The sequence below is a fragment of the Bradyrhizobium sp. T-1 genome (genome assembly GCF_053592855.1).
The window spans coordinates 2,046,960-2,073,248 of sequence record NZ_CM132115.1 but is presented as its reverse complement, the minus strand read 5'-3'; the positions used below and the strand labels follow the sequence as shown (position 1 = coordinate 2,073,248).

General features: G+C 64.2%; 15 protein-coding genes and 1 pseudogene. 12 read left to right on the top strand and 4 right to left on the bottom strand.

The window, feature by feature from the left end:
- The first annotated feature begins 17 nt into the window (after nucleotides 1-17).
- Genes zwf through ACWAT4_RS09975 form a run of 4 tightly spaced genes read left to right on the top strand, consistent with a single transcriptional unit; the run spans nucleotide 18 to nucleotide 3,660 of the window.
- Nucleotides 18-1,529: a glucose-6-phosphate dehydrogenase gene (gene zwf / locus ACWAT4_RS09990; protein WP_212299063.1), complete on the top strand. Its 1,512-nt coding sequence runs from the start codon at nucleotides 18-20 to the stop codon at nucleotides 1,527-1,529.
- On the top strand, nucleotides 1,529-2,278 hold the full coding sequence (gene pgl, locus ACWAT4_RS09985) for a 6-phosphogluconolactonase (protein ID WP_212446678.1): 750 nt from the start codon (nucleotides 1,529-1,531) through the stop codon (nucleotides 2,276-2,278). The genes zwf and pgl overlap by 1 nt, the downstream gene beginning before the upstream one ends.
- On the top strand, nucleotides 2,265-2,804 hold the full coding sequence (locus tag ACWAT4_RS09980; protein ID WP_212299065.1) for a gluconokinase: 540 nt from the start codon (nucleotides 2,265-2,267) through the stop codon (nucleotides 2,802-2,804). The genes pgl and ACWAT4_RS09980 overlap by 14 nt, the downstream gene beginning before the upstream one ends.
- Nucleotides 2,805-2,847: 43 nt before the next feature.
- Entirely contained in the window at nucleotides 2,848-3,660 is an 813-nt protein-coding gene (locus ACWAT4_RS09975) for an HAD family hydrolase (RefSeq protein ID WP_449730446.1), read from the top strand.
- Nucleotides 3,661-3,754: 94 nt separating this feature from the next.
- On the opposite strand, the gene ACWAT4_RS09970 is transcribed toward ACWAT4_RS09975, so the two are convergent.
- Nucleotides 3,755-5,557 carry a glycoside hydrolase family 15 protein gene (locus ACWAT4_RS09970; RefSeq protein WP_212446676.1) on the bottom strand — a complete coding sequence of 601 codons (1,803 nt, stop codon included), beginning with the start codon at nucleotides 5,555-5,557 and terminating at the stop codon, nucleotides 3,755-3,757.
- 48 nt (nucleotides 5,558-5,605) lie between these two features.
- Nucleotides 5,606-7,567, bottom strand: coding sequence for a 4-alpha-glucanotransferase (gene malQ / locus ACWAT4_RS09965; RefSeq protein WP_212446675.1), 1,962 nt, complete (start codon nucleotides 7,565-7,567; stop codon nucleotides 5,606-5,608).
- 205 nt (nucleotides 7,568-7,772) lie between these two features.
- On the opposite strand from malQ, the gene ACWAT4_RS09960 reads away from it, so the two are divergent.
- From ACWAT4_RS09960 to treY, 6 genes are read left to right on the top strand one after another with little or no spacing between them, the layout of a single operon-like run.
- Nucleotides 7,773-9,719, top strand: coding sequence for a maltotransferase domain-containing protein (locus ACWAT4_RS09960; protein WP_449730445.1), 1,947 nt, complete (start codon nucleotides 7,773-7,775; stop codon nucleotides 9,717-9,719).
- A 10-nt stretch (nucleotides 9,720-9,729) separates the two neighbouring features.
- A complete protein-coding gene (treS, locus tag ACWAT4_RS09955) occupies nucleotides 9,730-13,023 on the top strand; it encodes a maltose alpha-D-glucosyltransferase (RefSeq protein ID WP_212446673.1) in 3,294 nt (1,097 codons plus the stop codon).
- Entirely contained in the window at nucleotides 13,016-15,163 is a 2,148-nt protein-coding gene (glgB, locus tag ACWAT4_RS09950; protein WP_212446672.1) for a 1,4-alpha-glucan branching protein GlgB, read from the top strand. Before treS ends, glgB begins: the two co-directional genes overlap by 8 nt.
- Before the next feature lie 3 nt (nucleotides 15,164-15,166).
- Nucleotides 15,167-17,245: a glycogen debranching protein GlgX gene (gene glgX / locus ACWAT4_RS09945; protein WP_212299072.1), complete on the top strand. Its 2,079-nt coding sequence runs from the start codon at nucleotides 15,167-15,169 to the stop codon at nucleotides 17,243-17,245.
- Nucleotides 17,242-18,996, top strand: a complete 1,755-nt coding sequence (gene treZ / locus ACWAT4_RS09940; RefSeq protein ID WP_449730444.1) for a malto-oligosyltrehalose trehalohydrolase — start codon at nucleotides 17,242-17,244, stop codon at nucleotides 18,994-18,996. The genes glgX and treZ overlap by 4 nt, the downstream gene beginning before the upstream one ends.
- 1 nt (nucleotide 18,997) lies before the next feature.
- Entirely contained in the window at nucleotides 18,998-21,784 is a 2,787-nt protein-coding gene (gene treY, locus ACWAT4_RS09935; RefSeq protein WP_449730443.1) for a malto-oligosyltrehalose synthase, read from the top strand.
- 3 nt (nucleotides 21,785-21,787) lie between these two features.
- Here treY and ACWAT4_RS09930 read toward each other — a convergent pair whose 3' ends face one another.
- Nucleotides 21,788-22,105 carry a polyhydroxyalkanoic acid system family protein gene (locus tag ACWAT4_RS09930; RefSeq protein ID WP_212299075.1) on the bottom strand — a complete coding sequence of 106 codons (318 nt, stop codon included), beginning with the start codon at nucleotides 22,103-22,105 and terminating at the stop codon, nucleotides 21,788-21,790.
- 182 nt (nucleotides 22,106-22,287) lie between these two features.
- Here ACWAT4_RS09930 and ACWAT4_RS09925 point away from each other — a divergent pair, with 182 nt between their 5' ends.
- Entirely contained in the window at nucleotides 22,288-22,452 is a 165-nt protein-coding gene (locus ACWAT4_RS09925; protein WP_211384334.1) for a DUF3309 family protein, read from the top strand.
- A 165-nt stretch (nucleotides 22,453-22,617) separates the two neighbouring features.
- On the opposite strand, the gene ligD is transcribed toward ACWAT4_RS09925, so the two are convergent.
- On the bottom strand, nucleotides 22,618-25,278 hold the full coding sequence (ligD, locus tag ACWAT4_RS09920) for a DNA ligase D (protein WP_449730442.1): 2,661 nt from the start codon (nucleotides 25,276-25,278) through the stop codon (nucleotides 22,618-22,620).
- A gap of 116 nt (nucleotides 25,279-25,394) precedes the next feature.
- On the opposite strand from ligD, the pseudogene ku reads away from it, so the two are divergent.
- Nucleotides 25,395-26,278, top strand: a pseudogene (ku, locus tag ACWAT4_RS09915) (non-homologous end joining protein Ku).
- Nucleotides 26,279-26,289: the final 11 nt, after the last annotated feature.

The following is a 26,289-nucleotide window of genomic DNA, read 5'->3' as shown; positions in this document are numbered from 1 at the left end:
GCGAAGGCCAATCTTTCGTGACAAAAGACCCGCAAGCCAAGCGCAAGCCGGAAAATTGCGCCTTCGTGATCTTCGGCGTTACCGGCGACCTCACGCACCGCCTGGTGATGCCGTCGCTCTACAATCTCGCCGCCGAGAATCTGTTGCCGGAAAAATTCTGCGTCGTCGGCGTGGCCCGCAAGGGTCAGTCCGATGACGAGCTGCGCAACGGCCTGATGGACGGCTTGCGCAAGTTCGCGACGCGCCCGGTGGACGACGTCGTCGCCAAGCAGCTCCTGCAGTGCGTCACCTTTGTCGAGGCCGACCCGAAGGATCCGCCCTCCTTCGACCGCCTGCGCACGCATCTCGACGGCCTGGAATGCTCGCAAGGCACCGGCGGCAATCGGCTGTTCTATCTGGCGACCCCTCCGGCCGCGTTCGCGCCGACCGCACGCGAGCTCGGCCGCACCGGCATGATGAAGGAGAACGGCGCCTGGCGGCGGCTGGTGATCGAAAAGCCGTTCGGCACCGACCTCGCATCGGCCAAGGCATTGAATGCCGAGCTGCTAAAGATCATGGACGAGCACCAGATCTACCGGATCGATCATTATCTCGGCAAGGAGACGGTGCAGAACATCCTGGTGCTGCGCTTTGCCAACGGCATGTTCGAGCCGATCTGGAATCGCAACCATATCGACCACATCCAGATCACGGTCGAGGAGAAGCTCGGCGTCGGCCATCGCGGCGGTTTCTACGACGCCACCGGCGCGCTGCGCGACATGGTGCCGAATCATCTATTCCAGCTGATGTCGCTGGTCGCGATGGAGCCGCCGGCGCGTTTCGATGCGCACTCCGTGCGCTCCGAGAAGGCTGATGTGCTGACGTCGATCCAGCAGCCGAGCCGGGAAGAAGCGCTGAAGAACTCCGTTCGCGCGCAATATCTCGCCGGACGCATCGGCGACGACGAGATCACGGACTATCGCAAGACCGAGGACGTCAAGCCCGGGAGCACCACCGAGACCTTCGTCGCGCTGAAGCTGATGATCGACAATTGGCGGTGGGCCGGCGTGCCGTTCTACCTGCGGACCGGCAAGGCGCTGGGCCACAAGCGCACGGAAGTCGCAATCAAGTTCAAGCAGGCGCCGCTATCGATGTTTTCAGGCACCACCGTCGATCGTCTCTCGCAAAACTTCCTCACCATCGGCATTGCGCCGACCGAGACGATCGAGCTTCAATTCAACGCCAAGATTCCGGGACCGAGCATCACGATCGACGGCGTCGAGATGAAATTCAAGTACGGCGACTATTTCCGGGCCGATCCCTCCACCGGCTACGAGACGCTGATCTACGACTGCATGATCGGTGACAACATCCTGTTCCAGCGCGCCGACGGCATCGAAGCCGGATGGCAGGCGGTGCAGCCGTTCCTCGACGCCTGGAAGACCGCGGGCACCAACGGCATCGAGACCTATGAAGCCGGCAGCGATGGCCCGGCCTGCGCCGACGAGCTGCTGCGGCGCGACGGCCGCAGCTGGCGGAAGTTTTCGTGATGGCCGCGGCCGAAGAGCCGAAGCTGATCGTCGTCGCCGACGCTGAGGCGCTGGCGCAGGCCGCAGCCCAGCGCGTGATGGCGCGGATTGCCGCCAATCCCGGACGCATCGCGATCTGCCTCACCGGCGGCTCCAGCCCGAAGAAGCTCTATGAGCTGCTGGGCAGCGCCCCCTGGCGCGGCAAGCTCCCCTGGGATCGCGTGCACTGGTTCATCGGCGACGAGCGTTTTGTCCCCGACAGCGATCCCCTCAACAACATGACGGTGGCGCGGGCGACCTTTCTCGACCGCGACGCGCCCGCCGGCCACATTCACCCGATTCCGACCGCGGTCGAAAATCCCGAGGCCGGCGCCGAAACCTACGCGCGCGAGCTGCAGGCCTTCTACGGCTCTGAAAGCCTCGATCCGGCCCGGCCTCTGTTCGATCTCGTCCTGATGGGCGCGGGCCCGGACGGCCACACCGCCTCGCTCTTTCCCGGCTACCCCGCCGTGGAGGAGACTGCGCGCTGGGTCGTGGGCGTCCCCAAGGCCAATGTCGCGCCCTTCGTGCCGCGGGTCTCGCTGACGCTCCCTGCGCTGGCCTCCTGCCGCGAAATGCTGTTCGAGATCGCTGGGCATGACAAGCAGCCGATCTTGACGCGCCTCCTCAATGGCGAGAATCTGCCGGCGTTGCGCGCGCGCTCGGAGGGGGAGACCGTCTGGCTGGTCGACAGGGCCGCGCTTCCGGAGGGAATTCGTGGCGGGCGTTAAAGCACCTTGTGCGTTGATCGTGATGGGCGTGTCGGGTTCAGGCAAGAGCACGGTTGCAGGGGCGCTTGGCGAGCGGCTTGGCTGGCGGTTCGAGGACGGCGACAGCTTTCACCCCGCAAGCAATGTCGAGAAGATGCGGGCCGGCCATCCGCTCACCGACGAGGACCGCTGGCCCTGGCTCAACGCCATCGCCGACGAGATTTCGCGGGTCTGCGACAAGGGCGAGCATGTCATCATCGCCTGCTCGGCGCTCAAGCACACCTATCGTGACGTGCTGCTGCGCGGCCGCGACGACGTGCGCTTCGTGTTCCTCAAAGGCACGCAGGAGCTGATCGCCGACCGGCTTGCGCACCGCAAGGGCCATTTCATGCCGCCCGGGCTGCTGACCAGCCAGTTCAACACGCTGGAGCCGCCGGAGGCGAGCGAACATGTCATCACGGCCTCGATCGACGAATCGGTCGAGGCGATCGTCGACGGCATCGTGCGGCAGCTGAAAATTGACGGCGGCAAGAGCAAGGCCGTGTAATCCCAAGATTCTGTCATAGAGATTCTGCCATCGAGGTTCTGCCATGACGAAAATCTCACTCGTGGTCTCCGACGTCGACGGCACGCTGCTGACCAAGGACAAGACGCTGACGGACCGCGCGCGGAGTGCGGTGCAGCGGCTGCACCAGGCCGGGATCGGCTTCACCATCACCTCCAGCCGCCCCGCGATCGGCATGCGATTCCTGATCGCGCCGCTGGCGCTTTGGCTGCCGGTCGGCCCGTTCAACGGTTCCTCGATCGTCGATCCCGAGATGAATCCGGTCGAGCAGCATCTGATCCCGAAAGGCGCCGCCGAGCGGTCAGTTCAGATCCTCCGCGAGTTCGGCGCCGACATTTGGCTATTCACCTACGACAAATGGCTGATCGACAACGCAAGCGGTAAATACGTCGCTCACGAGCAGCACACGATCCGCTCCGATCCCACCATCGTGACGGACTTTACGCCTTACCTCGCGAGCGCCTGCAAGATCGTCGGCGCCAGCGCCGATGCGGCAGGCCTGGAGCGTTGCGAAAAGGCGATGCAGGAGGCGCTCGGCAGCGAGGCCACCGCGGTCCGCTCGCAGACCTACTATCTCGACATCACCCCGCCCGGCTTCAACAAGGGTACCTTCGTGCAGGCCATGGCCAAGCGCCTCGGCATTTCCACCGACGCGGTCGCCACGATCGGCGACATGCAGAACGATCTCGCGATGTTCCGCGTCAGCGGCACCTCGATCGCCATGGGCAATGCTACCGACCACGTCAAGGACCAGGCCACCCACGTCACCGCGACCAACGAGCAGGACGGTTTTGTGGAGGCAATGGAGATGATTTTGAAGCGGAACGGGGTTGATTGAGGCTTGACGACCTCAACTATCGCCTGCCGCTTGGTTTCCACCTCTCCCCAGCGGGGAGAGGTAAAGAACCTGCCGTGTCGATCAACCACGCTCACTACTTCGACCGCTGAATTGCCGGCTTCTCGCTGCTCTGCCTTGCCGCCGAGAGGTTGTGGGCGGTGTTGATCAGTGCGATGTGGGTCAGCGCCTGTGGGAAGTTGCCGGTCTGGCGCCGCGCGACGGAATCATATTCCTCGGCCAACAGCCCGACATCGTTCGCGACACCGACCACGCGATCGAACAAGATTTGCGCCTTGTCGAGATCACCGGACAGGACATAGGCATCTGCGAGCCACAGGCTGCACGCCAGGAATGCTCCTTCCAGTGGCGGCTGGTCCGCGGGCAGCTCGCGCGGATCATGCCGCAGCACGAAGCCGTCGCGCATCACGTGCTTTTCGACGGCGGCGATCGTACCGCGGACGCGCGGGTCGTCCGCCGGCAGGAAGCCGACTCCCGGCAATAACAGCACGCTGGCATCGAGCAGCTTCGATCCATAGGACTCGACGAAGGCGCCCTCCTCCGCGTCAAAGCCCCGGTTACAGACGTCGCGGTGAATGGCTTCACGCAGGGCACGCCAGTGCAATAGCGGCGCCTTGAAGCCGAACGTCTCGGCACTCTTGATGGCACGGTCGAAGGCGACCCAGGTCATCACCTTGGAGAAGACGTAGTGCCGGGGCTCGCCGCGGCGCTCCCAGATACCATGATCGGGCTGGTCCCAGACCTCGGCGAGATGCTGGAGCACGGCGCATTCTAGCGCCCAGGTCGCTTCATCGTCGAGCTTGAGCTTGGCCATGCGCGACTGGTGGAAAGCATCGATCAACTCGCCATAGACGTCGAGCTGGAGCTGCGCGTGCGCCGCATTGCCGACCCGCACGGGCTTGGCGCCTTCGTACCCGTCGAGCCAGCCCGCTTCCCATTCCAGCAGCCGCCGCTGGCCCCAGATGCCGTACATGATCTGCATGTTGGATGGCGAGCCGGCCGCGGCGCGCAGCAGCCAATTGTGCCAGGCCAGGGCTTCCTCGGTATAGCCCGAGTTCATCAGCGCCAGCAGCGTGAAGGTGGCGTCGCGCAGCCAGCAGAAGCGGTAGTCCCAATTCCGGCTGCCGCCGAGCTTTTCCGGCAGCGAAGTCGTCGGTGCGGCGACGATACCGCCCGTGGGGCCGAAGGTCAGCGCCTTCAGCGTGATCAACGAGCGCACGATGAGATCGTGATAAGGGCCATCGCGGGTGCAGTGGCGGCACCAGCCGTTCCAGAATTTCTCGGTCTCCCGAAGGGCCATCTCGGGGTCGATCGGCTCGGGCGGATCAAGATGCGAGGGACCGTAGGTCAGCACGAACGGTATGGTCTCGCCGGCCTCGACCTCGAACTCGGCGACCGTGGTCAGATCCTCGCCGTGGGTCTCGACCGGCGTGCGCAGCACCGTCATGTCCTGACCGGCGACCGCCAGCAGCGAATGATCGATCCGCCGCACCCAAGGAATGTCGACGCCAAAGCCGAAGCGGATCACGAGCTCCATCCGCAGCTTCACGGCGCCCGTGAGGCCGCGCACCAGCCGCACGATATCGGAGGCCTTGCCGCGTGGCGGCATGAAATCGACCAGCGCAACGGTGCCGCTCCTGGTCTCGAAGCGTGTTTCGAGAATGAGGGTATTGCCGAGATAGCGGCGCGAAATCGTCGTCACTTCGTCGCTTGGCGTGATCAGCCAGCGGCCGTTCTTGTGGGTGCCAAGGATCGCGGCGAAGCAGGCGTCGGAATCAAAGGCCGGCCAGCACAGCCAGTCGATCGAGCCGTTGCGTCCGACCAGCGCCGCGGTCTCGCAGTCGCCGATCAGCGCATAGTCCTCGATCTTCTGTGACAATGTCTTGCGAGCCTTGGAAAACCCGAGCCTTGGAAAACCCTCGGCCCATCAACTCCCGCCGTGCAACGAACGTTCCCGAGTCGCGGCCTTCAAAGCCGCGAGATCGACCTTGGACGCGATCTTGTCGAGGGCAACAGGCAGGCGCTGGCGCCAGTTCGGATGCTCGTCGATCGTGCCGGGAATGTTGGGCTGATCGATCACGCCGAGCAGATCTTCCATCGACACCGCGAGCAGCCGCGACGGCGTGCGCGACAGGAAATTGAGCACCGAATAGAGATCGTTGGCGCTGATGCCGTTCTGGCGCAGGATGTCGTCGAGCCCGCCGAGCGCATTCCAGCGCGCCTGGTCGTCCTCGCCGGGATCGAGGCCGAGCGAGCGCTTCATCCTGAGATCGCTGAACGAGCGCCAGCCCGCATAGGTGCAGAGATCATGCGTGTTCAAGGTGACCAGCGCGTTCGGCCGGTAATGGTCGATGTTGCGGAAATGGCCGGCATCGTCGCGCTCGAACATCATGACGAGATAGGACCAGATGCCGAAATCCTGCATGGTCTCGCGAAAACCTTCCGGCACGGTGCCGAGGTCTTCGCCAATCACGATGCACTTGTGGGTAACGCTTTCGCGCACGACCGCGGCCAGCAGCGCCTCGAGCGGCATCTGCACATAGGCACCGTTGTCAGGCTTGAAGCCGCGTGGCACCAGATAGAGCCGCTTCAGTCCCAGCACGTGATCGAGCCGGATCGCGCCCGCATGCCGCATCGAGGCGGCCACCATGTCGGCGAACGGCACGAAGGATTGCGCCTCCAGGCCGCCCGCGTTGAAGCCGGCCAGCCCCCAATCCTGACCGACCGTGTTCAGCACATCAGGCGGTGCGCCGACCGCAAGGTGGCGGGAGATCGCGGTCTGCTCGTTCCAGGCATCGAAGCCGTTGGACTGCACGCCGACGGCGACGTCGAGATAGAGCCCGACGCGCATGCCGAGCTCGGCCGAGAGCTGCTTGGCCGCGTGCAATTGCGCGTCAGCGGTCCATTGCACGAATTCGACGAACTCGACCTCGTGCTTGTCGGGACCGTTGCGCAAACCGGCGCATTTGGCATCGTCCGGTTGCTGCCATTCCACCGGCCATTCCCACCAGGGCGCGGTAAAACGATGGCGCAGCACCTCGAAACAGGCAAAACGCGACAGCAGCGCGCCCCGGTCGGCACGGAAAGCATCGAACTGGTTACGACGGACACCGCTCGCAGTTTTCACGAAACTGTCGAAGGCGGCGCGCAGGCCCAGCCATTTTAGCGCCGCCATATCGGCATAGGGGACACGGTCACCTTCGCGCAGCCGCGCGGCCGTCGTAGCCGCGTCGGGGATCAGATCTGCGGAAAATTCCGGGATGGCCTCGACGTCGATGTAGAGCGGATTGAGAAACAGCCGGCTGTTCGGCGAATAGGGACTGCAATCGGCCGGATGATCGTCGAACAGGACATGCAACGGATTGAGGCCGACGCCATCGGCGCCCAATTGCTTGGCGAGCCTGACAAGGCCCGCCAGATCGGTGAAATCACCGATGCCCCAATTGCGGTCGGAGCGGACGCTGTAAAGCTGCACGGCGAGCAGCCAGCCGCGGTCGAAATCGCCGCCGAAGGCGCGCTCGGGTGCCACGATCATCGGCACCTCTTCCGTCTCGCCAGTGGCATCAGTCAACGTCAGCCGGTGATAACCAAGCGGCAGCCCGGCGGGCCAGGCGATCACGGGCTCGCGGGTCTCGCCCTGCGCGATGACATTGCGGCCGGCCTTGATTTTCCATTGCAGCGGCGCGGAGCCAATGGCCGCGAGCTCGGTGCGCGGATTACCCAGCGCGCGCACCACGACCGGCCCGCTGACGAAGCGGTAGACCCGCTTCTCCGGCAGGGCGTCGAGGATGGATTTGAGCGCCTCGGGCGCGGTGACGCGCAGCTTTCCGAGGGCATCTGTGAATTCGGATTGAACGCCCTTGATCCGGGCTTGAGTTAAAAGGTCCATTCGGCACGCAGCTTGCAGGCCGTCAACCGGCCGGGGGGCATCGATTTTAACGTGGTCGCGGAAGAGGTTAGTCGCACTTAACTCACAAACCGCGGCTGCCGTTCCCAAGGGAACCAATGACACACAAGCGGCTTTCTATATAGGTATCAAGCGTAGGTTCCCGACAAGGGAAACGGGCCCCTGCTTTCTTGTCAATGGCATCACCGTGAACAAGACAATTCAAACTGTCGAGAGTGCCGCTGCCGGCAGCGCTTTCCTGATCGAAGACGTCTATCCCTTGATCGATGGCGGCCGCTTCGCCGTGAAGCGGATCGCGGGCGATCGGATCGAGGTGTGGGCCGACATCTATCGCGACGGCGACGCCACCATCCGCGCCGCGCTGGTCTGGCGCGGCGAGCAGGAGCGGGAATGGCGGCGCGAGAGCATGACCCGTCACGGCGACGACCGCTGGTCCGGCGCGTTCGTGCCGACCGAGCCCGGCCAATATGTCTATGCCATCGAAGCTTGGACCGACGAATTCGCAACCTGGCGCCACGGGGTCGAACGCAAGCAGCAGTCCGGCGGCGACGTCACGCTCGATGCCATCGAGGGCGCCGGCCTGCTGACCAAGGCGCATGGCGCGCGGCAAGACGCCGCGGCCGTCATTGTCAGGCAATGCGAGGACTATCTCGGCAGCGGCGACGTCGCGCCGCTGCTTGCGACCGAACTCGGCGAAGCCATGGCCGAGAGCCAGACGCGCCCCGACCTGACTCGCTCGCCGAACTTTCCGCTTGTTATCGACCGCGACAAGGCGCGCTTCGGTGCCTGGTATCAAATGATGCCGCGCAGCCAGGGCGCGGTTGCCGGCCAGCACGGCACGCTCCGCGACTGTATCGCCCGCGTGCCCGATATCGCGGCGATGGGTTTTGACGTCTTGTATTTCACGCCGATCCACCCGATCGGCCGCACCCGCCGCAAGGGCCGCAACAACTCGCCTGTCGCGACAGAAGGCGAGCCGGGCTCGCCTTACGCGATCGGCGCGGCCGAGGGCGGGCACGATGCGCTGCATCCCGAGCTCGGCATCATCGAGGATTTTCGCGCGCTGGTCGCGACCTGCCTGGAATACGGCCTCGAGCTCGCGCTGGACTTCGCCGTGCAATGCTCGCCGGATCATCCCTGGCTGACGCAGCATCCGGAATGGTTCAAATGGCGGCCGGACCGTTCGGTGCGGGCAGCGGATGATCCCTATTCGGACATCGTGATCCCCGATTTCGCCTCCGTCGACCGGATCGGGCTGTGGAACGCCTTCCGCGATGCCATGCTGTTCTGGATCGACCACGGCGTCACCATCTTCGCGATCGACAATCACGACACCGCGCCGCTGCCATTCTGGGAGTGGCTGATCCGCGACATCCGCTCGCGTCATCCCGAGGTGATCCTGTTCTCCAAGACGTTTGCGCGGCCGAAGCTGATGAAGGGCCTCGCCAAGCTCGGCTTCGCGCAGTGCTTCAGCTATTTCCCCTGGCGCACCCAGAAGTGGGAGCTCGAGCAATATCTCGGCGAGCTCACGCGCTATCCCGAGCGGGACTTCTATCGTCCGAACCTGTTCGTCAACACGCCGGATCTGCTGCCCTATCATCTTCAGAGTGGCGAAGCCTGGTTGTTCAAATCGCGCATCGCGCTGGCCGCGACGCTGTCGGGCAATTACGGCCTTTACAGCGGCTTCGAGCTGCTCGAGCACGAGGCCGTCCCCGGCCACGAGGAATATCTGGATTCCGAGAAATATCAGATCAGGCAGCGCGACTGGGACAAGCCCGGCAACATCAAACCCTGGATCACAGCGCTCAACCGCATCCGCCACGGCAACGCGGCGCTGCAGCAGACCAGCAATTTGCGCTTCCTCAGCATCGAGGACGGCGAGACGATCGCTTTCGTGAAAGAAGCAGCCGAACCGGCCAACATTGTCGTTGTGGCCATCGCCCTCTCGCGCCATGTGCGCGAATTCTGGTTGCCGCTCGGCGACCTCACCATCGACGTCGGCGGCGAACGCCGCCACGTCACGACAATCGAAAATCTCATGACAGGCGAACAGTCCCGCATCGAATGGGGCGGGATCAGGTTGCGTATCGATCCCTACCGCGATCCGGCCCTGCTCTTCCGCTGCCTGGCGTAAGGATCGCGCCATGAATGTTCTGTCTTCCGTCGACACCAAGAAAGCCGAGGCTGCCGAGATCGTGGATGAACTCTGGTACAAGGACGCCATCATCTACCAGCTCCACGTCAAGGCCTTTGCCGACAGCAACAATGACGGCATCGGCGATTTTGCCGGGTTGACCGAGAAGCTGCCCTATCTGCAGGATCTCGGCGTCACCGCACTGTGGCTGCTGCCGTTCTACCCGTCGCCCGGCCGCGACGACGGCTACGACATCGCAGACTACGGCGCGGTCAATCCCGATTTCGGGACGATGAAGGACTTCAAGCGCTTCATCCAGGAAGCGCAAAAGCGAGGCCTGCGCGTCATCACCGAGCTGGTCGTCAACCACACCTCGGATCAGCACAACTGGTTCAAGCGCGCGCGCCGCAGCCCGGCTGGCTCGAGCGCCCGCGATTGGTATGTCTGGAGCGACACCGACCAGAAATACCAGGGCACGCGGATCATCTTCACCGACACCGAGAAGTCGAACTGGACCTGGGATCCGGAAGCCGGCGCGTTCTACTGGCATCGCTTCTTCTCACACCAGCCCGACCTCAATTTCGACAATCCGCGCGTCGTCAGCGCCATCATCCAGGTGATGAAGCGCTGGCTGGATGCCGGCGTCGACGGTTTCCGGCTGGACGCGATTCCCTATCTCTGCGAGCGCGAGGGCACCTCGAACGAGAACCTCCCTGAAACGCATGCCATCATCAAGCGCCTGCGCCAGGAGCTCGACGCCTACTCCAAGGGAAAGCTGCTGCTGGCCGAGGCCAATCAGTGGCCGGAGGACGTGCAGGAATATTTCGGCCGTGGCGACGAGTGCCACATGGCCTACCACTTCCCGCTGATGCCGCGCATCTACATGGCGATCGCGCAGGAAGACCGCTTCCCGATCACCGACATCCTGCGCCAGACGCCGGACATTCCGGCGAGCTGCCAATGGGCGCTGTTCCTGCGCAACCACGACGAGCTGACGCTGGAGATGGTCACCGACGTCGAGCGCGACTATCTCTGGACCACCTACGCCAACGATCCCCGTGCCCGCATCAATGTCGGCATCCGCAGACGTCTCGCGCCGCTGATGGACAACGACCGCCGCAAGATCGAGCTGATGAACTCGCTGCTGCTGTCATTCCCGGGCACGCCGATCATCTATTACGGCGACGAGATCGGGATGGGCGACAACATCTATCTCGGCGACCGCAACGGCGTGCGTACGCCGATGCAGTGGAGCCCCGACCGCAACGGCGGCTTCTCCCGCGCCGATCCCGCCCGCCTCTACGCCCCGCCGATCATGGATCCGGTCTACGGCTACGATTCGGTCAACGTGGAAGCGCAGTCGCGCAGCCTGTCCTCGCAACTCAATGCGACCAAGCGCCTGATCTCGGTGCGCAAGTCGACGCTCGCCTTCGGCCGCGGCACCATGACCTTCATCCGCCCGGCCAACCGGTCCGTGCTCGCCTATGTCCGGCAATATCGCGACGAGGTGATCCTCTGTGTCGCCAATCTGTCGCGCGCGGCGCAGGCGACCGAGCTCGACCTGACGCCCTGGAAGGATCGCATCCCGCAGGAGATGCTCGGCCGCACCCGCTTCCCGGCGATCGGAGAGCTGCCCTATATGATCACGCTGGGGCCCTACGGCTTCTACTGGTTCCAGCTCCAGGAGCGCGACAAATCCGAGCCGGTGGCGCCGCGCGCGGTCCCGGAATTCGAGACGCTGGTGGTGCCGGTCAATTCGAACTGGGTGTCGCTGGCACGAGAGCGCAGCGTATTCGAGCGCGACGTGCTGCCGGGATTCTTGTCACGGACGCGCTGGTATCCCGAGCATAATTCCAAGCACATCCAGGCTACGCTGACGTCGGCGGTGCCGTTCAGCGACATCGGCGACAACCGGCCCTGGATTGCGTTCTTCGAGACGACGCAGGACGACGTCACGACGCGCTACGTGCTGCCGATGCAGATCGAGTGGGTCCGCTTCGACCGCGAGCGCTTCAACCCGAAGGCACTCGCTGCGGTGCGCCAGGGCGCACGCGAAGGCACGCTGCTCGACGTCGCGACTGACCAGATCTTCATAGGGCTTTTCCTGCGAGGTTTGTCGCAGAACCTGGTGGTGGACGAGAACAATCTGCGGCTCGAGTTCAGGCCGACGAGCCGGTTCGCCGATTACACCGCGAAGGAGCCCGCGCGCATCCGGACGGTCGAGCAGTCGAACAGCACCGCGCTGGTCGACAACCAATATGTCGCCAAGATCTATCGCCGGCTCGAAAGCGGCCCCAACCCGGAGATCGAGATCGGCCACTATCTCACCGAGGTCGCACGCTTCCCCAACACACCGGCGCTGCTCGGCAGCGTCGAGCTGGTCGAGGGCGACAGAGGCAGCGCGCTCGGCGTCCTGCATGCCTATGTCGAAAACCAGGGTGACGGTTGGGCCGTCACCGCGGGCTATCTCGACCGCTATGTCGACGAGCAACGAGTGCTGCCGCCAGGCGAAATGCATCGCGAGACCCAGGAGCAGGCGCCCTATCTGCACTTCATGGCGCAAACCGGCCGGCGGCTAGCCGAGCTGCACATGGCGCTCGCCGCCGCAAAACCCACCGATCTTGCCCCTGAGCCGATCGCCCCCGCGCACGTCAAGCAATGGGCGTCCGACCTCAAGGGACGGGCAGAACGGGTCTTCGAGCGGCTTGCCGACAGCCGGGAGGGCCTGCGCGAGGGCGACCGGCCTCTGATCGACCAGCTCATCGCGGCGCGCGCGACCCTGGCGGACCGCGTCAACGCGCTCTTGCCATCCGACATCAGCGGGTTGAACATCCGTCATCATGGCGACTTCCGCCTCGGGCAGACCCTGATCGTGAAGGACGACATCTTCATCATCGACTTCGACGGCGATCCGCATCTCGCCCTGGCCGACAAGCGGCGCAGGTTGCCGGCGGCGCGCGACGTCGCGGGCCTGATCCGCTCGATTGATCTTTCGGTTAACGCGGCGCTTCACCGGGCCCTCTCAGGGGGGAGCGACGAGCTGAGCCGGCTGACGACCGCGCTTGACGAATGGCGTGACCGCGCCACCGCGACCTTCCTGTCCGCCTACCGCGAGGCCATGACCGACCGGCGGCTCTGGCCGAAAAAGGACCATTCGGCGGAAAGCATGTTAAGGTTTTTCCTGCTTGATCAAGCGTTCGACGAGGTAGAGTACGAGCTGTCCCACCGGCCGGAGGGGCTCCATGCGCCGCTGACCGGCCTGCTTCGCATTCTGTCCAGTGCCGAGAGCGAAGCCCATGCCTAAACTGCCAGCCGAAGCCTATGCCATTATCGAGGGCCGCCACTCCGACCCCTTCCATTATCTCGGGCTGCATCCCGAGGGCGGCAGGAGCGTGGTGCGCGCCTTCCTGCCCGACGCGTCCAATGTCGAGGCGGTGGGCGAGCATGGCGAGGTGGCGAAGCTCGACCGGGTCCACGCCTCGGGCCTGTTCATCGGCGCCCTGCCCAACGGCTCGAAGCACTATCAGCTCCGCGCCAAATTCGGCGACAATGTCGTCGAGTTCGAGGATGCCTATCGCTTTCCGCCGATCCTGACCGATTTCGATCTCTATCTGCTCGGCGAAGGCACGCATCAGCGCATCTACGACAAGCTCGGCGCGCATCCGATGCGCCTCGAAGGTATCGACGGTATCGGCTTCGTCGTGCTGGCGCCGAATGCACGTCGCGTGTCGGTGGTCGGCGATTTCAATTTCTGGGACGGGCGGCGTCACCCGATGCGAGTACGCGGCGCCGGCTATTGGGAATTGTTCATCCCGAACGCCACGGCCGGCGACCATTACAAATTCGAGATCATCGGGCCACACGGCCACCTGCTGCCGCTCAAGTCCGATCCCATGGCGTTCGCCAGCGAGCTGCGGCCGAAGACGGCTTCGATCGTGTTCGACGAGGCGCATCTGCCACGACCGCGGCCCGCGCCCGACGGTATCAATGCGCTGTCGGCGCCGATGTCGATCTACGAGGTCCATCTCGGCTCGTGGCGGCGCAAGGACGGCAATGAGTGGCTGACCTATCGCGAGCTCGCCGAGCAGCTGCCGGCCTATGCCCGCGACATGGGCTTCACCCATCTCGAATTCCTGCCCGTGAGCGAGCATCCGTTCGACGGCTCCTGGGGCTATCAGCCGACCGGCCTCTATGCACCGACCAGCCGCTTCGGCTCACCAGAGGATTTTGCCGCGCTGATCGATGCCTGCCACCGAGAGGGCATCGGCGTGCTGCTCGACTGGGTGCCCGGTCATTTCCCGGACGATCCGCACGGGCTCGGCAGCTTCGACGGCACTTCACTCTACGAGCACGCCAACCCGCTGCAGGGCCGCCACCTCGACTGGGGCACGCTGATCTACAATTACGGCCGCACCGAAGTGACGAACTTCCTGGTGTCGAACGCGCTGTTCTGGCTGGAGCGCTACGCCATCGACGGACTGCGCGTCGATGCGGTCGCGTCCATGCTCTACCTCGACTACAGCCGCCCGCCCGGCGCCTGGATTCCGAACCAGTATGGCGGCCGCGAGAACATCGAGGCGATCAACTTCCTGCGCCGCTTCAACACCGAGCTGTTCGCGCGCTTCCCGCAGGCGACCACGGCGGCCGAAGAATCCACCGCATGGCCGCAGGTATCGCGCCCGGTCGAATTCGGCGGGCTCGGCTTCGGCTACAAGTGGAATATGGGCTGGATGCACGACACGCTGAACTACATCAGCAAGGATCCGATCCACCGCAAATATCACCACGACGAGATCCTGTTCGGCCTGCACTACGCCTTCTCGGAGAATTTCATCCTGCCGCTGTCGCATGACGAGGTCGTGCACGGCAAGCGCTCTATCTTCGGCCGCATGCCCGGCGACGAGTGGCAGCGCTTTGCGAATCTGCGCGCTTACTACAGCTTCATGTTCGGCCATCCCGGCAAGAAGCTGCTGTTCATGGGCGGCGAGATCGCGCAGAGCCGGGAATGGAATCACGACCAGTCGCTCGACTGGCACCTGCTCGAATACAAGTATCATTCCGGCGTCCAGGCGCTGATCCGCGACCTCAACCGGCTCTATCGCGCGGTGCCGGCGCTGCACCAGATGGATTGCGACCAGGCCGGCTTCGAATGGCTCATCACCGATGACGCCAACCGCAACGTGTTCGCCTGGCTGCGCAAGGGATTTGACGAGCACGCGCGGTGCCTGGTGATCGTCAACTTCTCGCCCAACGTCTACCGCAACTATCGCGTCCCCGTGCCCTTTGCCGGCAAGTGGAAAGAAGTCTTCAATTCTGACTCCGCCCATTACGGCGGCACCAATGTCGGGAACATCGGCGAGGTCCAGACCGTTGACGGCAAGAGGCCGGAGCTCCGTCTCACCATTCCGCCGCTTGCCGCGATCTTCCTCGTTCCGGAAAGCTGACCGATGCGCCTGACTGCTGGATCGCCCGCACGCCTCGGTGCAAGCTGGGACGGACGCGGCACCAATTTCGCGCTGTTTTCCGCTAACGCACAGAAGGTCGAGCTATGCCTGTTCGACACCCAGGGGCGGCGCGAGCTCGAGCGCATCGAGCTGCCGGAGCGCACCGAGGATGTCTGGCACGGCTATCTCAACGACGTCTCGCCGGGCCAGCTTTACGGCTATCGCGTGCACGGCCCCTACGAGCCCGAGCACGGTCACCGCTTCAACGCCAACAAGCTGCTGCTCGACCCCTACGCCAAGCGCCTTGCTGGACGTCTGGTCTGGAGCGACGCACATTTCGCCTACCGCACCGGCTCGGCGCGCGAGGACCTGTCGTTCGACCGGCGCGATAATGCGCGCGGCATGCCCAAGGCCGTCGTAGTCGACGAGACCTTCAACTGGGGCCGGCGCGAGATCCGCCCCAACATTCCCTGGGAAGACACCATCATCTACGAGGCCCACGTCAAGGGCCTGACGCAGAAGCGCGACGACGTGCCGCCGAATTTGCGCGGCACCTATGGCGGGCTGTCGTCGCCGGCGATGATCGAGCACCTGAAGAAACTGGGCGTCACGACCATCGAGCTGCTGCCGATCCACAGCTTCGTCGACGACCGCATCCTGGTCGAGAAGAAGCTCGCCAATTATTGGGGCTACAACACGCTGTCCTTCTTCGCACCCGAGCCGCGCTACGCCCAGGACAATGCGCTCGATTCCTTCCGCACCACGGTCGCACGCCTGCACGACGCCGGCATCGAAGTGATGCTCGACGTCGTCTACAATCACACCGCCGAAGGCAATCATCTCGGACCTACGCTGTGCTATCGCGGCATCGACAACGCCTCTTATTACTGGCTGAACCGCGAGAACCCGCGCTACTATGACGACTTCACCGGCTGCGGCTCGTCGGTGAACCTGACCCATCCGCGCGTGCTGCAGATGGTGATGGACTCGCTGCGCTACTGGGTCGAGGTCTGCCATGTCGACGGCTTCCGCTTCGACCTCGCCACCACGCTCGCGCGTAGCCCGAACGGATTTGACCGCGGCATCTCCTTCCTCACCGCGATCCGCCAGGACCCCGTGCTCGCCACCGTCAAGCTCGTCGCCGAGCCGTGGGACCTCGGGCTTGGCGGCTACCAGGTCGGCGCATTCCCTTCGCAATGGTCGGAGTGGAACGATCGCTATCGCAGCGCCATGCGCCGCTACTGGAGCGGCGAAGGCAGCCTGATCGGCGATATCTCCAGCCGCATGACGGCGTCGTCCGACCTGTTCAACCATGACGGACGGCGGCCGCGCGCCAGCATCAACCACATTACCGTGCACGACGGCTTCACGCTCGCGGACCTCTTCAGCTACAACGAAAAGCACAACGAAGCCAACGGCGAGGACAATCGCGACGGCTCCAACGACAACCACAGCAACAATTGCGGTGTCGAGGGCCCGACTGACGATCCCAACATCCTCGCGCTGCGACGGCAGCTGCGCAAGAATGCGCTGGCCTGTCTGATGCTGGCGCAGGGCATCCCCCTGATCCTTGCCGGCGACGAGATCGGCAACACGCAGTCCGGCAACAACAACGCGTATTGCCAGGACAACGAGGTTGGCTGGGTCGGCTGGGACAATCTTGGCAGGGACGACGACGACATGGTCGATTTCGTCTCAGGTCTCGCCGACATCCGCCGCCGCTTCTCGCAGCTTCGCAGCCATCGCTGGCTCGACGGCAGGCCTAAGGACGGCATCTCCTACGGTGCGCTGTGGCTGACGCCCGCCGGCGACGAGATGACGGAAAGCGACTGGACATTCCCGGATGGGCGGTTTCTCTCTTATGTGATGGGACCGATGGAACCGGGCAGCGCGGCGATCTTTATCGTATTGAACGCAGCCCCCGAAGAGATTGCATTCAAATTGCCCAAAATGCCCGAATACAAGAGCTGGCAGCAGATCCTGAACACGACGGATGCCAAGCTGAACAGCGTTGATTTCCTGGCCGGAAGCGACAGCAAGGCGCCGCCGCGCTCCGTGCTCGCCTTCGCGGGGGCGCTATGAGGCCATCATTCGGGGCGAGGCCGACCAAGGACGGCGTGTCGTTCCGATTGTGGGCGCCCGGTGCGCGTCGGGTCGATCTGCTGCTCGACCGGCGGCACGCGATGCAGCGTCGACAGGATGGCTGGTATGTCGCCGAGATCGGCGGCCTGTCCGTCGGCAGCCCCTACAAATTCAGGATCGACGACGAGATCGACGTGCCCGATCCGGCATCCGCGTTCCAGCCCGAGGACGTGTTCGGCCCGAGCGAGGTGATCGATCACGACGCATTTGCGTGGCGCGCAAAGGAATGGCGCGGCCGCCCCTGGGAAGAGACGGTGCTGATCGAGACCCATGTCGGCACCTTCACGCCGGACGGCACCTATCGCGCCATGATCGACAAGCTCGATCATCTCGTCGCGACCGGCATCACCGCGCTGGAGCTGATGCCGCTGGCCGACTTCGCCGGCCGCCGCGGCTGGGGCTATGACGGCGTGCTGTGGTACGCGCCCGACAGCGCCTATGGCCGCCCCGAGCAGCTGAAGGCGCTGATCGACGAAGCACATCTGCGCGGGCTGATGGTGTTTCTTGACGTCGTCTACAATCACTTTGGGCCCGAAGGAAATTACCTCGGCCGCTACGCGCCGAGCTTCTTCACCGATGCGCACACTCCCTGGGGCAGCGCGATCGATTATCGCGTGCCGCAGGTCCGGGCTTTCGCGGTCGAGAATGCGTTGTCCTGGCTGACCGACTATCGCTTCGACGGCTTGAGGCTGGATGCCGCCAACCACATCATGGCGATCCCCGGCGAGCAATCGATGTTGCAGGACCTCAGCGTCACCGCGGGCGAGCTCGCCAAGGCCACGGGGCGGCACATTCATCTCGTGCTGGAAAACGGGGACAACCGCGCCGGCCTGCTCAATGCCGCGCAGGAGCCGCCGAGTGGCCAATATCGCGCACAGTGGAATGACGATTATCACCACGCCTGGCATGTCATCCTGACCGGCGAGCACGCCGGCTACTACGCCGACTATCAGACACCGCGCATGGATCTGGCGCGCGCGCTCGCTTCCGGCTTCGTCTATCAGGGCGAGATCTCGGAATTCTGGGGCAAGAAGCCGCGCGGCGAGGCGAGCGGTGAACTGCCGCCGGCGACCTTCGTCAATTTCCTGCAGAACCACGACCAGATCGGCAACCGGCCGCTCGGCGAACGGCTCGAGAGCCTGGCATCGCCTGAGCAGATCGAGGCGGCGCTTGCGGTGACGCTGCTCGCGCCGATGGTGCCGATGCTGTTTCAGGGTGAGGAGTGGGGCTCAAAAGCCCCCTTCCCGTTCTTCTGCGATTTCCAGGGCGGGCTTGCCGACGCCGTGCGCAAGGGGCGCAAACAGGAGTATGCCTGGGCCTACGAAAAGTATGGCGACGAGGTGCCGGACCCGCTCGCTCCCACGACGCCGCAATCGGCCTTGCTCGACTGGAGCGGCCGCACGCCGGAGCAGGACGGACGGCTTGCGCTGGTGCGCGATCTGCTCGCGCTTCGCCGCAAGGAAATCGCACCGCGGCTAAAGGGCGCGCGTTTCGGCGACGCCGAGGCGGCAGACGGTGGCCTGCTCACCGCGCATTGGCGCATGGGCGATGGCACGACGCTGCGGCTCACTGCCAATCTGTCGGGCAAGGATATCGTCCATTCCAGCAATCATGCGGGCACGCCGATCTGGGGCGGCGCGGCCGGCGACCGGCTTCCGCCCTGGTCTGTGGCTTGGTATCTCGGAGGTTGATATGCCTTCCGCGATTCCTCTCGCGACTTACAGGCTTCAGCTCACCGCGGATTTCGACTTCGACAAGGCCGCCTCGGTGGTGCCTTATCTGAAGGCGCTCGGGATCACCCATCTCTATGCTTCTCCGGTGATGAAGGCCCGCAAGGGTTCGACTCACGGCTACGACACCGTCGATCACAGCCAGCTCAATCCGGAGCTCGGCGGCGAAGCCGGCTTCGCGCGGCTGAGCGAGGCGCTCAAACGGCACGACCTCGGCCTCATCATCGACTTCGTGCCCAATCACGTCGGCGTACACTTCGCCGACAATCCCTGGTGGCTCGACGTGCTGGAATGGGGCCAGGCCTCGCCGCACGCGATCTCCTTCGATATCGACTGGGATCAACTGGCCTTCCGCGCCCGCGGCGGCGTGCTGCTGCCGATCCTCGGCGCGTCCTATGGCGAGGCGCTGGAGCGCGGCGAGATCGAGCTGCGCTACGATCCCGACGAGGGTAGCTTTTCCGCCTGGTATTTCGAGCATCGCCTGCCGATCGCGCCGGAGCGCTATGGCGAGATATTGCGAATGATCGTGAAGGAGTCGGACGCCGCCGATACCGTGGCCGGCAAGCGCCTGCTCTCGCTCGCCGCGCGCTACACGGGCCTGCGCAGGCCGAACCGCAAGGAAGCCCCCGCCTTCAAGGCCGAGCTGAAGGAGATCACAGGCAGCGCCGACATCATTATCCACGGCCTCGCCGCCTACCGCGCGGCCCAAGACCGCCCGGCGCAGACGCTGGCGCTGCATCATCTGCTGGAGCGCCAGCACTACAAGCTCGGGCACTGGCGGCTCGCCTCCAGCGACATCAACTATCGCCGCTTCTTCGACGTCAACGGGCTCGCCGGCCTGCGTGTCGAGGAGGCGAGCACATTCGCCGCGACGCACCGGCTGGTGAAGCAGCTCGTCGCCGACGGCAAGCTGCAAGGCATCCGCCTCGATCACATCGACGGCCTGCGCGATCCCGCGCAATATTGCCAGCGGCTGCGTCGCCTCGTGCGTGACGCGCAAGGCAACACAAAGCCGTTCTACACCGTGATCGAAAAGATCCTCTGCGAGCACGAGAAGCTGCCGCACTTCGCCGGCGTTCAGGGCACCACCGGCTATGAGTGGATGAACGCCATCATCCAGGTGCTGGTCGAGCCTAACGGGCTGGAGGCGCTGGACGAGACCTGGCGGCAAATCAGCAACCGGCCGCCACGGCTCGCGCCTTACGTCAAGGACGCCAAAAGGCGCGTGCTGGAGACGCTGCTGACCAGCGAATTCACCGTGCTGACGCGCCTGCTCGCGCGCATCGCCAACGGGCACTATTCGACCCGGGACTTCTCCGCCGACAGCCTGCGGCAGGCGCTGGAATTGTATGTGCTGCACTTCCCGGTCTACCGCACCTACCTGACCCACAGTGGCCCAACGGCCCTTGATCGCAAGCTGATCGACGACACCATCGCGCGCGCGCGCGCCGAGTGGTTCGCCGCAGACGAAGGCATCTTCGACTTCCTGCGCGACGCCTTGACCATGGACCTGCTCAAGCCCGGTCGCCCGCCGCACAGCGCCCCGCGCGTGCGCCGCTTCGCACTGAAGGTGCAGCAGTTCACCGGGCCGATGATGGCCAAGTCGCTGGAGGACACGGCGTTCTATCAATTCCACCGGCTGCTGGCGCTGAACGAGGTGGGCGGCGATCCCGCGAGCAAAGGCCTCACTATTCCCGCCTTCCACGAGGCCATGCGGGCCCGCGCCAGGGAATGGCCGCAAGGGATGACGGCGACCGCCACCCATGACACCAAGCGTGGCGAGGATGCCCGCACACGGATCGCGGCGCTCAGCGAGATTCCCGGCGAATGGACCAGCGCAGTGGCGCGTTGGAAGGTGCTCAACGCGCCGCACCTCTCCCTGCACGGCAATCTGCGCGCGCCGTCGGCCACGTTCGAGTACATGCTCTATCAAACCCTGCTCGGCGCCTGGCCGCTTCAAGGGCCGCTGGATGCCGACTTGGTCGAACGCATCCAGGCCTATGCGCTGAAAGCCGCGCGCGAGGGCAAGGAAGAAACGAGCTGGCTCAATCCGCATGAGGCGTATGAGAGCGGCATAAGGGACTTCATCGCGAAGATCCTCGATCCCACGCTGTCGGGCGAATTCCTGGCGGCGCTTCAGACGCTGGCCCGTCGCATCGCGTTGCTCGGCGCGCTGAACTCACTGAGTCAGCTCACACTGAAGGCAACACTGCCGGGCATACCCGATTTCTACCAAGGCACCGAACATTGGGACCTCTCGCTGGTCGATCCCGACAACCGCCGCTCGGTGGATTTTGCCGCGCGCAGCACGGCCCTGGGTGCCCTGGAGGCGCCGGATTGGACCAGCCTGATCAAGAGCTGGCCGGATGGCCAGCTCAAGCTCGCCTGGACCCGGCATCTGCTCAAGCTGCGCAACGCGCTCGCCGACGTCTTTGCACAGGGCGAATATCAACCGCTGGAGGTAAGCGGCACGCACGCGGACCACATCATCGCCTTTGCCCGCCGCCATGGTCGCGACGCGGCGATCGTCGTGACCGGGCGCCAGTTCGCGCCCTTCACACAAGCGGGCCGGGAATGGCCCACGCTGGAGGGTCTTGACGCGACAGTCGACATCGCCGGCTATACCGCTCCGGGCCTCGCGAGCAACGAGCTTCCAGTCACGCGGGCTTTTCGCGATTTTCCTGCTGCCGTCATCGAGGCCCGCACGGCAAGCGCCATCAGATCCGCGCAGCAACGCGTCCGCGCCTGACGCCTACTTGCCTTCGTCCTTGGTGAGCAGCAATTGCCCGCGCTTGCGGATCGCGGCCTGCGCCATCTCCGCGAAGCGCTGCAATAACCACGGCAGCACCACCTCGACCTTCACATGATCGTCGGCGACGTCGACCTGGCCGCTCGCGATCTGTCCGAGCGCGCGGATGCGGAAATTCATACTGTCGCCGCTCCAGCGCTCCTCCTCGACCTGCATCACGGGAATGCTCGCTGCAGCGCGGCCGAGCCCGGTCTTGAGCCGACGCACCGCCTCCTCGCGGCCGAGACGATGCGGAATGGAAACGACAAGCGGTGCTGACATGGTCTCTGCCCGTGGTGACTGATCCTCACATAATCATGCCGTCGGGACGCGCAAAGGTTCCATGCAAGTTGGGACCTGCCGTCCCGTTTCGAATCCGGAACTTTAAAACATGCGGCAAGTTGCCTCCGCACAAAGGGACAGGTGCAAACGACCCTTTCAACAAAGGGCTGGAGGAGATTCGCATGTCTATCGGTACGATCATTCTGATCATTTTGGTCATCGCGCTGCTCGGCGGCTTCAGCGGCATCGGCGGCGGTCCGTTCTATGGCACCGGTTACTATGGCGGCGGCGGCCTCGGCCTCATCATCGTCATTCTGCTGATCCTGCTGCTGATGGGACGGATCTAGCGACACAACGAGGATCTCGTAGGGTGGGCAAAGGCGCCTTTGCGCCGTGCCCACCTTTCCTCTCCGCTACAAAAAGATGGTGGGCACGCTTCCGCCTTCGCTCTTCGAGCTACGGCGGACAAGTCGCTCTGCCTACCCTACAAGAGCTACGCCCGTAGCACCGACCTACTTCATCTTCCCCGCAAGCTTCTTGATCGCCGCCTTGATCGGCGCGGCCGCATCGTCATAGCCATCCCATGCCTTCGATCGCGCCAGCAGGCCGGGCACAGTGCGCACCGTATAGCGCTTCGGATCGAGATCGCCCTTCACCTGCGCCCAGGTCAGCGGCATCGACACCGTGGCACCAGCGCGCGCTCGGGGCGACAGCGGCGCCACCGCCGTCGACATACGATCATTGCGCAGATAGTCGAGGAAGATCTTCCCGTTGCGCAGCTTCTTCGACATGTTGAGCAGATAGCGTTCGGGATCATCGTTTGCCATCCATTGGCAGACGCCTTGCGCGAAAGCCTTGGCTTCCTTCCAGCTCACGCTATCGCCCGCGCCGTAGAGCAGCGGCACCACGACGTGCAGCCCCTTTCCGCCCGTGGTCTTGCAGAAGCTCTCCATGCCGACATCGGTGAGCCGCTGCCGCATCTCCTTCGCCGCTTCGACGACCTCGGCGAACCTGACGTCGGGGGCCGGATCAAGATCGAACACCAGCCGGCCCGGCGTGTCATAAGCATCAGGCGCGCAATTCCATGGGTGCAACTCGACCCCGCCGATCTGTGCCACCGCGGCGAGTCCCTCGATGCGGTCGATCTGCAAATACGGCTTGCGATCGCCGGACACCTTTGCAAGTTCGAGCAGGTTCGAGGTGCCCTGCATGGCATGCCGCTGAAAGAACTTCTCGCCGCCAATGCCGTCAGGCGCGCGCAGGATCGAACAGGGACGGCCCTTGATGTGCTCGATCATCCATGCGCCGACCGCCTCGAAGTATCGCGCGAGATCGAGCTTGGTGATGCCCCCGCCGTCTCCGCCATCCGGCCATAGCTCCTTCTCCGGCTTGGAGATGACGACCCCCATGACTCCGGAGGTGCCAGCCTTCGATGGCTTGCTCGCCCTCGAGGCGGCACGCTTCCTGTCCGCAGGTTTTGCCAGTTCGACATCCGCCGGCGTCTCCGCCTCCACCTCCTCCGCCGGCTTGTCCTGGCGCAGGCCCTTGAAGGCGGCCTGACGAATGTTGCCGTCCGCGGTGAAGCCGGCAAACTCGATCTCGGCGACAAGTTCCGGCTTCAGCCAATGCACGTCCCGCGTCTTCTTCGGCGCATTCTTGCCGCCGAAGGGGCTTTCCTTGGCTTCCATGGCTTTCAGCGACGGCATGATGCGTTTGATCTTGTCGGCGCCAAACCCGGTCCCGACCATGCCGACGAAAGCGAGATGATCGTCGCGATGCACGCCCGCCATCAGCGAGCTGAATTTTCCATTGGTGGTCTTGTAGCCGCCGATCACGACCTCATGGCCAGCGCGACACTTCGCCTTTGTCCAGCTCTCGGTGCGGCCCGACCGGTAAGGGGCATCGAGCTTCTTCGACACCACCCCCTCAAGCTCCAGCTTGCAGGCCGATTGCAGCACGGCATCGCCACCGCTCTCGAAATGCTCGACATAGCGAATCTGGCCGGATTTGCGCTTGCGCGCCTCCAGCAACTTCTTCAGGCGCTCCTTGCGTTCGCCCAGCCGCAGGCGGCGATAATCGAGGCCATCGGCGAACAGCAGATCAAAAGCAAAAAAGATCAGCTCCTCGGTCTTGCCGTCCGACAGAGCGGCCTGGAGCGAGGAAAAATTCGGCGCGCCATTGTGATCGAGCGCGACGATCTCGCCGTCGATCATGCCATCGGGAAGCCCACCCGCCTCCTTCGCGATCGAAGCGAACTTATCGGTCCAATCGAGGCCCTTGCGCGTCTTCAGCGTCGCCTTGCCGTCCTCGGTGCGGAGCTGGACGCGGTAGCCGTCGAACTTGATCTCGTGGCACCAGCCGTCGGCGGCCGGCGGCCGCTCGACCGGCGTGCAGAGCTGTGGCGCGACGAAGTCCGGCATCTCCGAGACCTTTTTAGCGGTCGTTGCGGTGGTAGTCTTCTTCTTCGCCGGCTTGCCGACCTTCAGCGCCGTGCGAGGCGCGGGCTTAACCGTACGCCCCTTGGTCTCCTCGGCACGATTGGACTGCCAGACCGCATCGGCCTTGCCCGCGCCCTTCGCCAGCATGAACGGCTTTGGCGCGCGTCCCTTGCCTCCGGCGATCTGCGCCATGGCGCGGCCGGAGGCGACCGACTTGTCCTCCGCCAGAATGTCGTCGTCTTCGCTGGCATATTCGTCGCGGTGCTTGATCAGCAGCCAGTTGGTGCGCTTTTCGCCGCCGCGGTTGCGCATGCGCACCAGCACCCAGCTTCCATGCAGCTTGTCACCATGCAGGGTGAACTTGAGGTCGCCCTTTTTGAAGCCAGCTTCGGGATCATCGGATTCCCAGGTGCCGCGGTCCCACAGCATCACCGTGCCGCCGCCATACTGCCCTTCGGGAATCGTGCCTTCGAAGTCGCCATAGTCGAGCGGGTGATCCTCGACTTCGACCGCCAGCCGCTTGTCGTGCGGATCGAGCGAGGGGCCCTTGGTCACCGCCCAGGACTTGAACACGCCATCGAATTCGAGGCGCAAATCATAATGCAGCCGGGTGGCATCATGCTTCTGGATCACGAAACGCCGCTGCTTCGATGGCGCCACTGCCGTCTTGCCCGACGGCTCCGGCGTCTTCTCGAAGTCACGCTTCTTTCGGTAAGTGGAGAGTTTTTGCAGCACGACCGGTCCCGCTTCTCTTTCGGCATTCAGCCTATCACGGCAAAAGTCCCACCCGGAACCAAAACCCGATCGCGCGGTTGGGGTTCCAAAACCTCTTGAAATCACTGGAGAACGGAATGGCTCCGCGCGCCTATTGGAAGGGAACGTTGAAACTCTCGCTGGTGAGCTGCCCGGTCGTACTCTACCCCGCGACCACGGCGGCCGAGAAGACCCGGTTTCACATGATCAACCGCGAGACCGGCACCGCCTCAAGCAGCAGATGGTGGATGCCGAGACCGGCGACGTCGTCGAAAGTGACCGGAAGGGTCGCGGCTACGAGTTGCGCAAAGGCAAATACGTCGAGATCGAGTCGGAGGAGATCGAGGCCGTCCAAATCGAGAGCAACCACACCATCGACATCGAGAGCTTCGTGCCGAGCGAGGAGATCGACCAGCGCTATCTCAACCATCCCTATTATATCGCGCCCGAAGGCAAGGCGGCGATCGACGCCTTTGCCGTGATCCGCGACGCCATGAAGGACCAGGAGCGTGTCGCGCTCGCAAAGATCGTGCTCACCAACCGCGAGCACATCATCGCGATCGAGCCGCTTGGCAAAGGCCTGCTTGGCACCACGCTGCGCTTCCCCTACGAGCTGCGCGACGAAGACCAGTTTTTCGACGACATCAAGAGCCCGAAGATCACCAGGGACATGGTCGAGCTCGCGGGCCACATCCTGCACACCAAGGCCGCGCATTTCGATCCCAGCAAATTCAAGGACGAGTACGAGATCGCGTTGAAGGCACTGATGAAGCGCAAGGCGAGCGGCAAGACGATCGAACTGCCGGAGCCGGAGGAGCGGCCAAGCAACGTCGTCAGCCTGATGGATGCGTTGAAGCAGAGCCTGAAGGGGCGCGGCGGAAAGAAGACGGCCGCGAAGTCGCATGCGAGGCGCGCAACCGGCCGGCGGCAAGCTGCCAATAAGGCGCACCGCGCGAGGGCACGGCATCGGAAGGCGGGCTAACAAGCAACGTC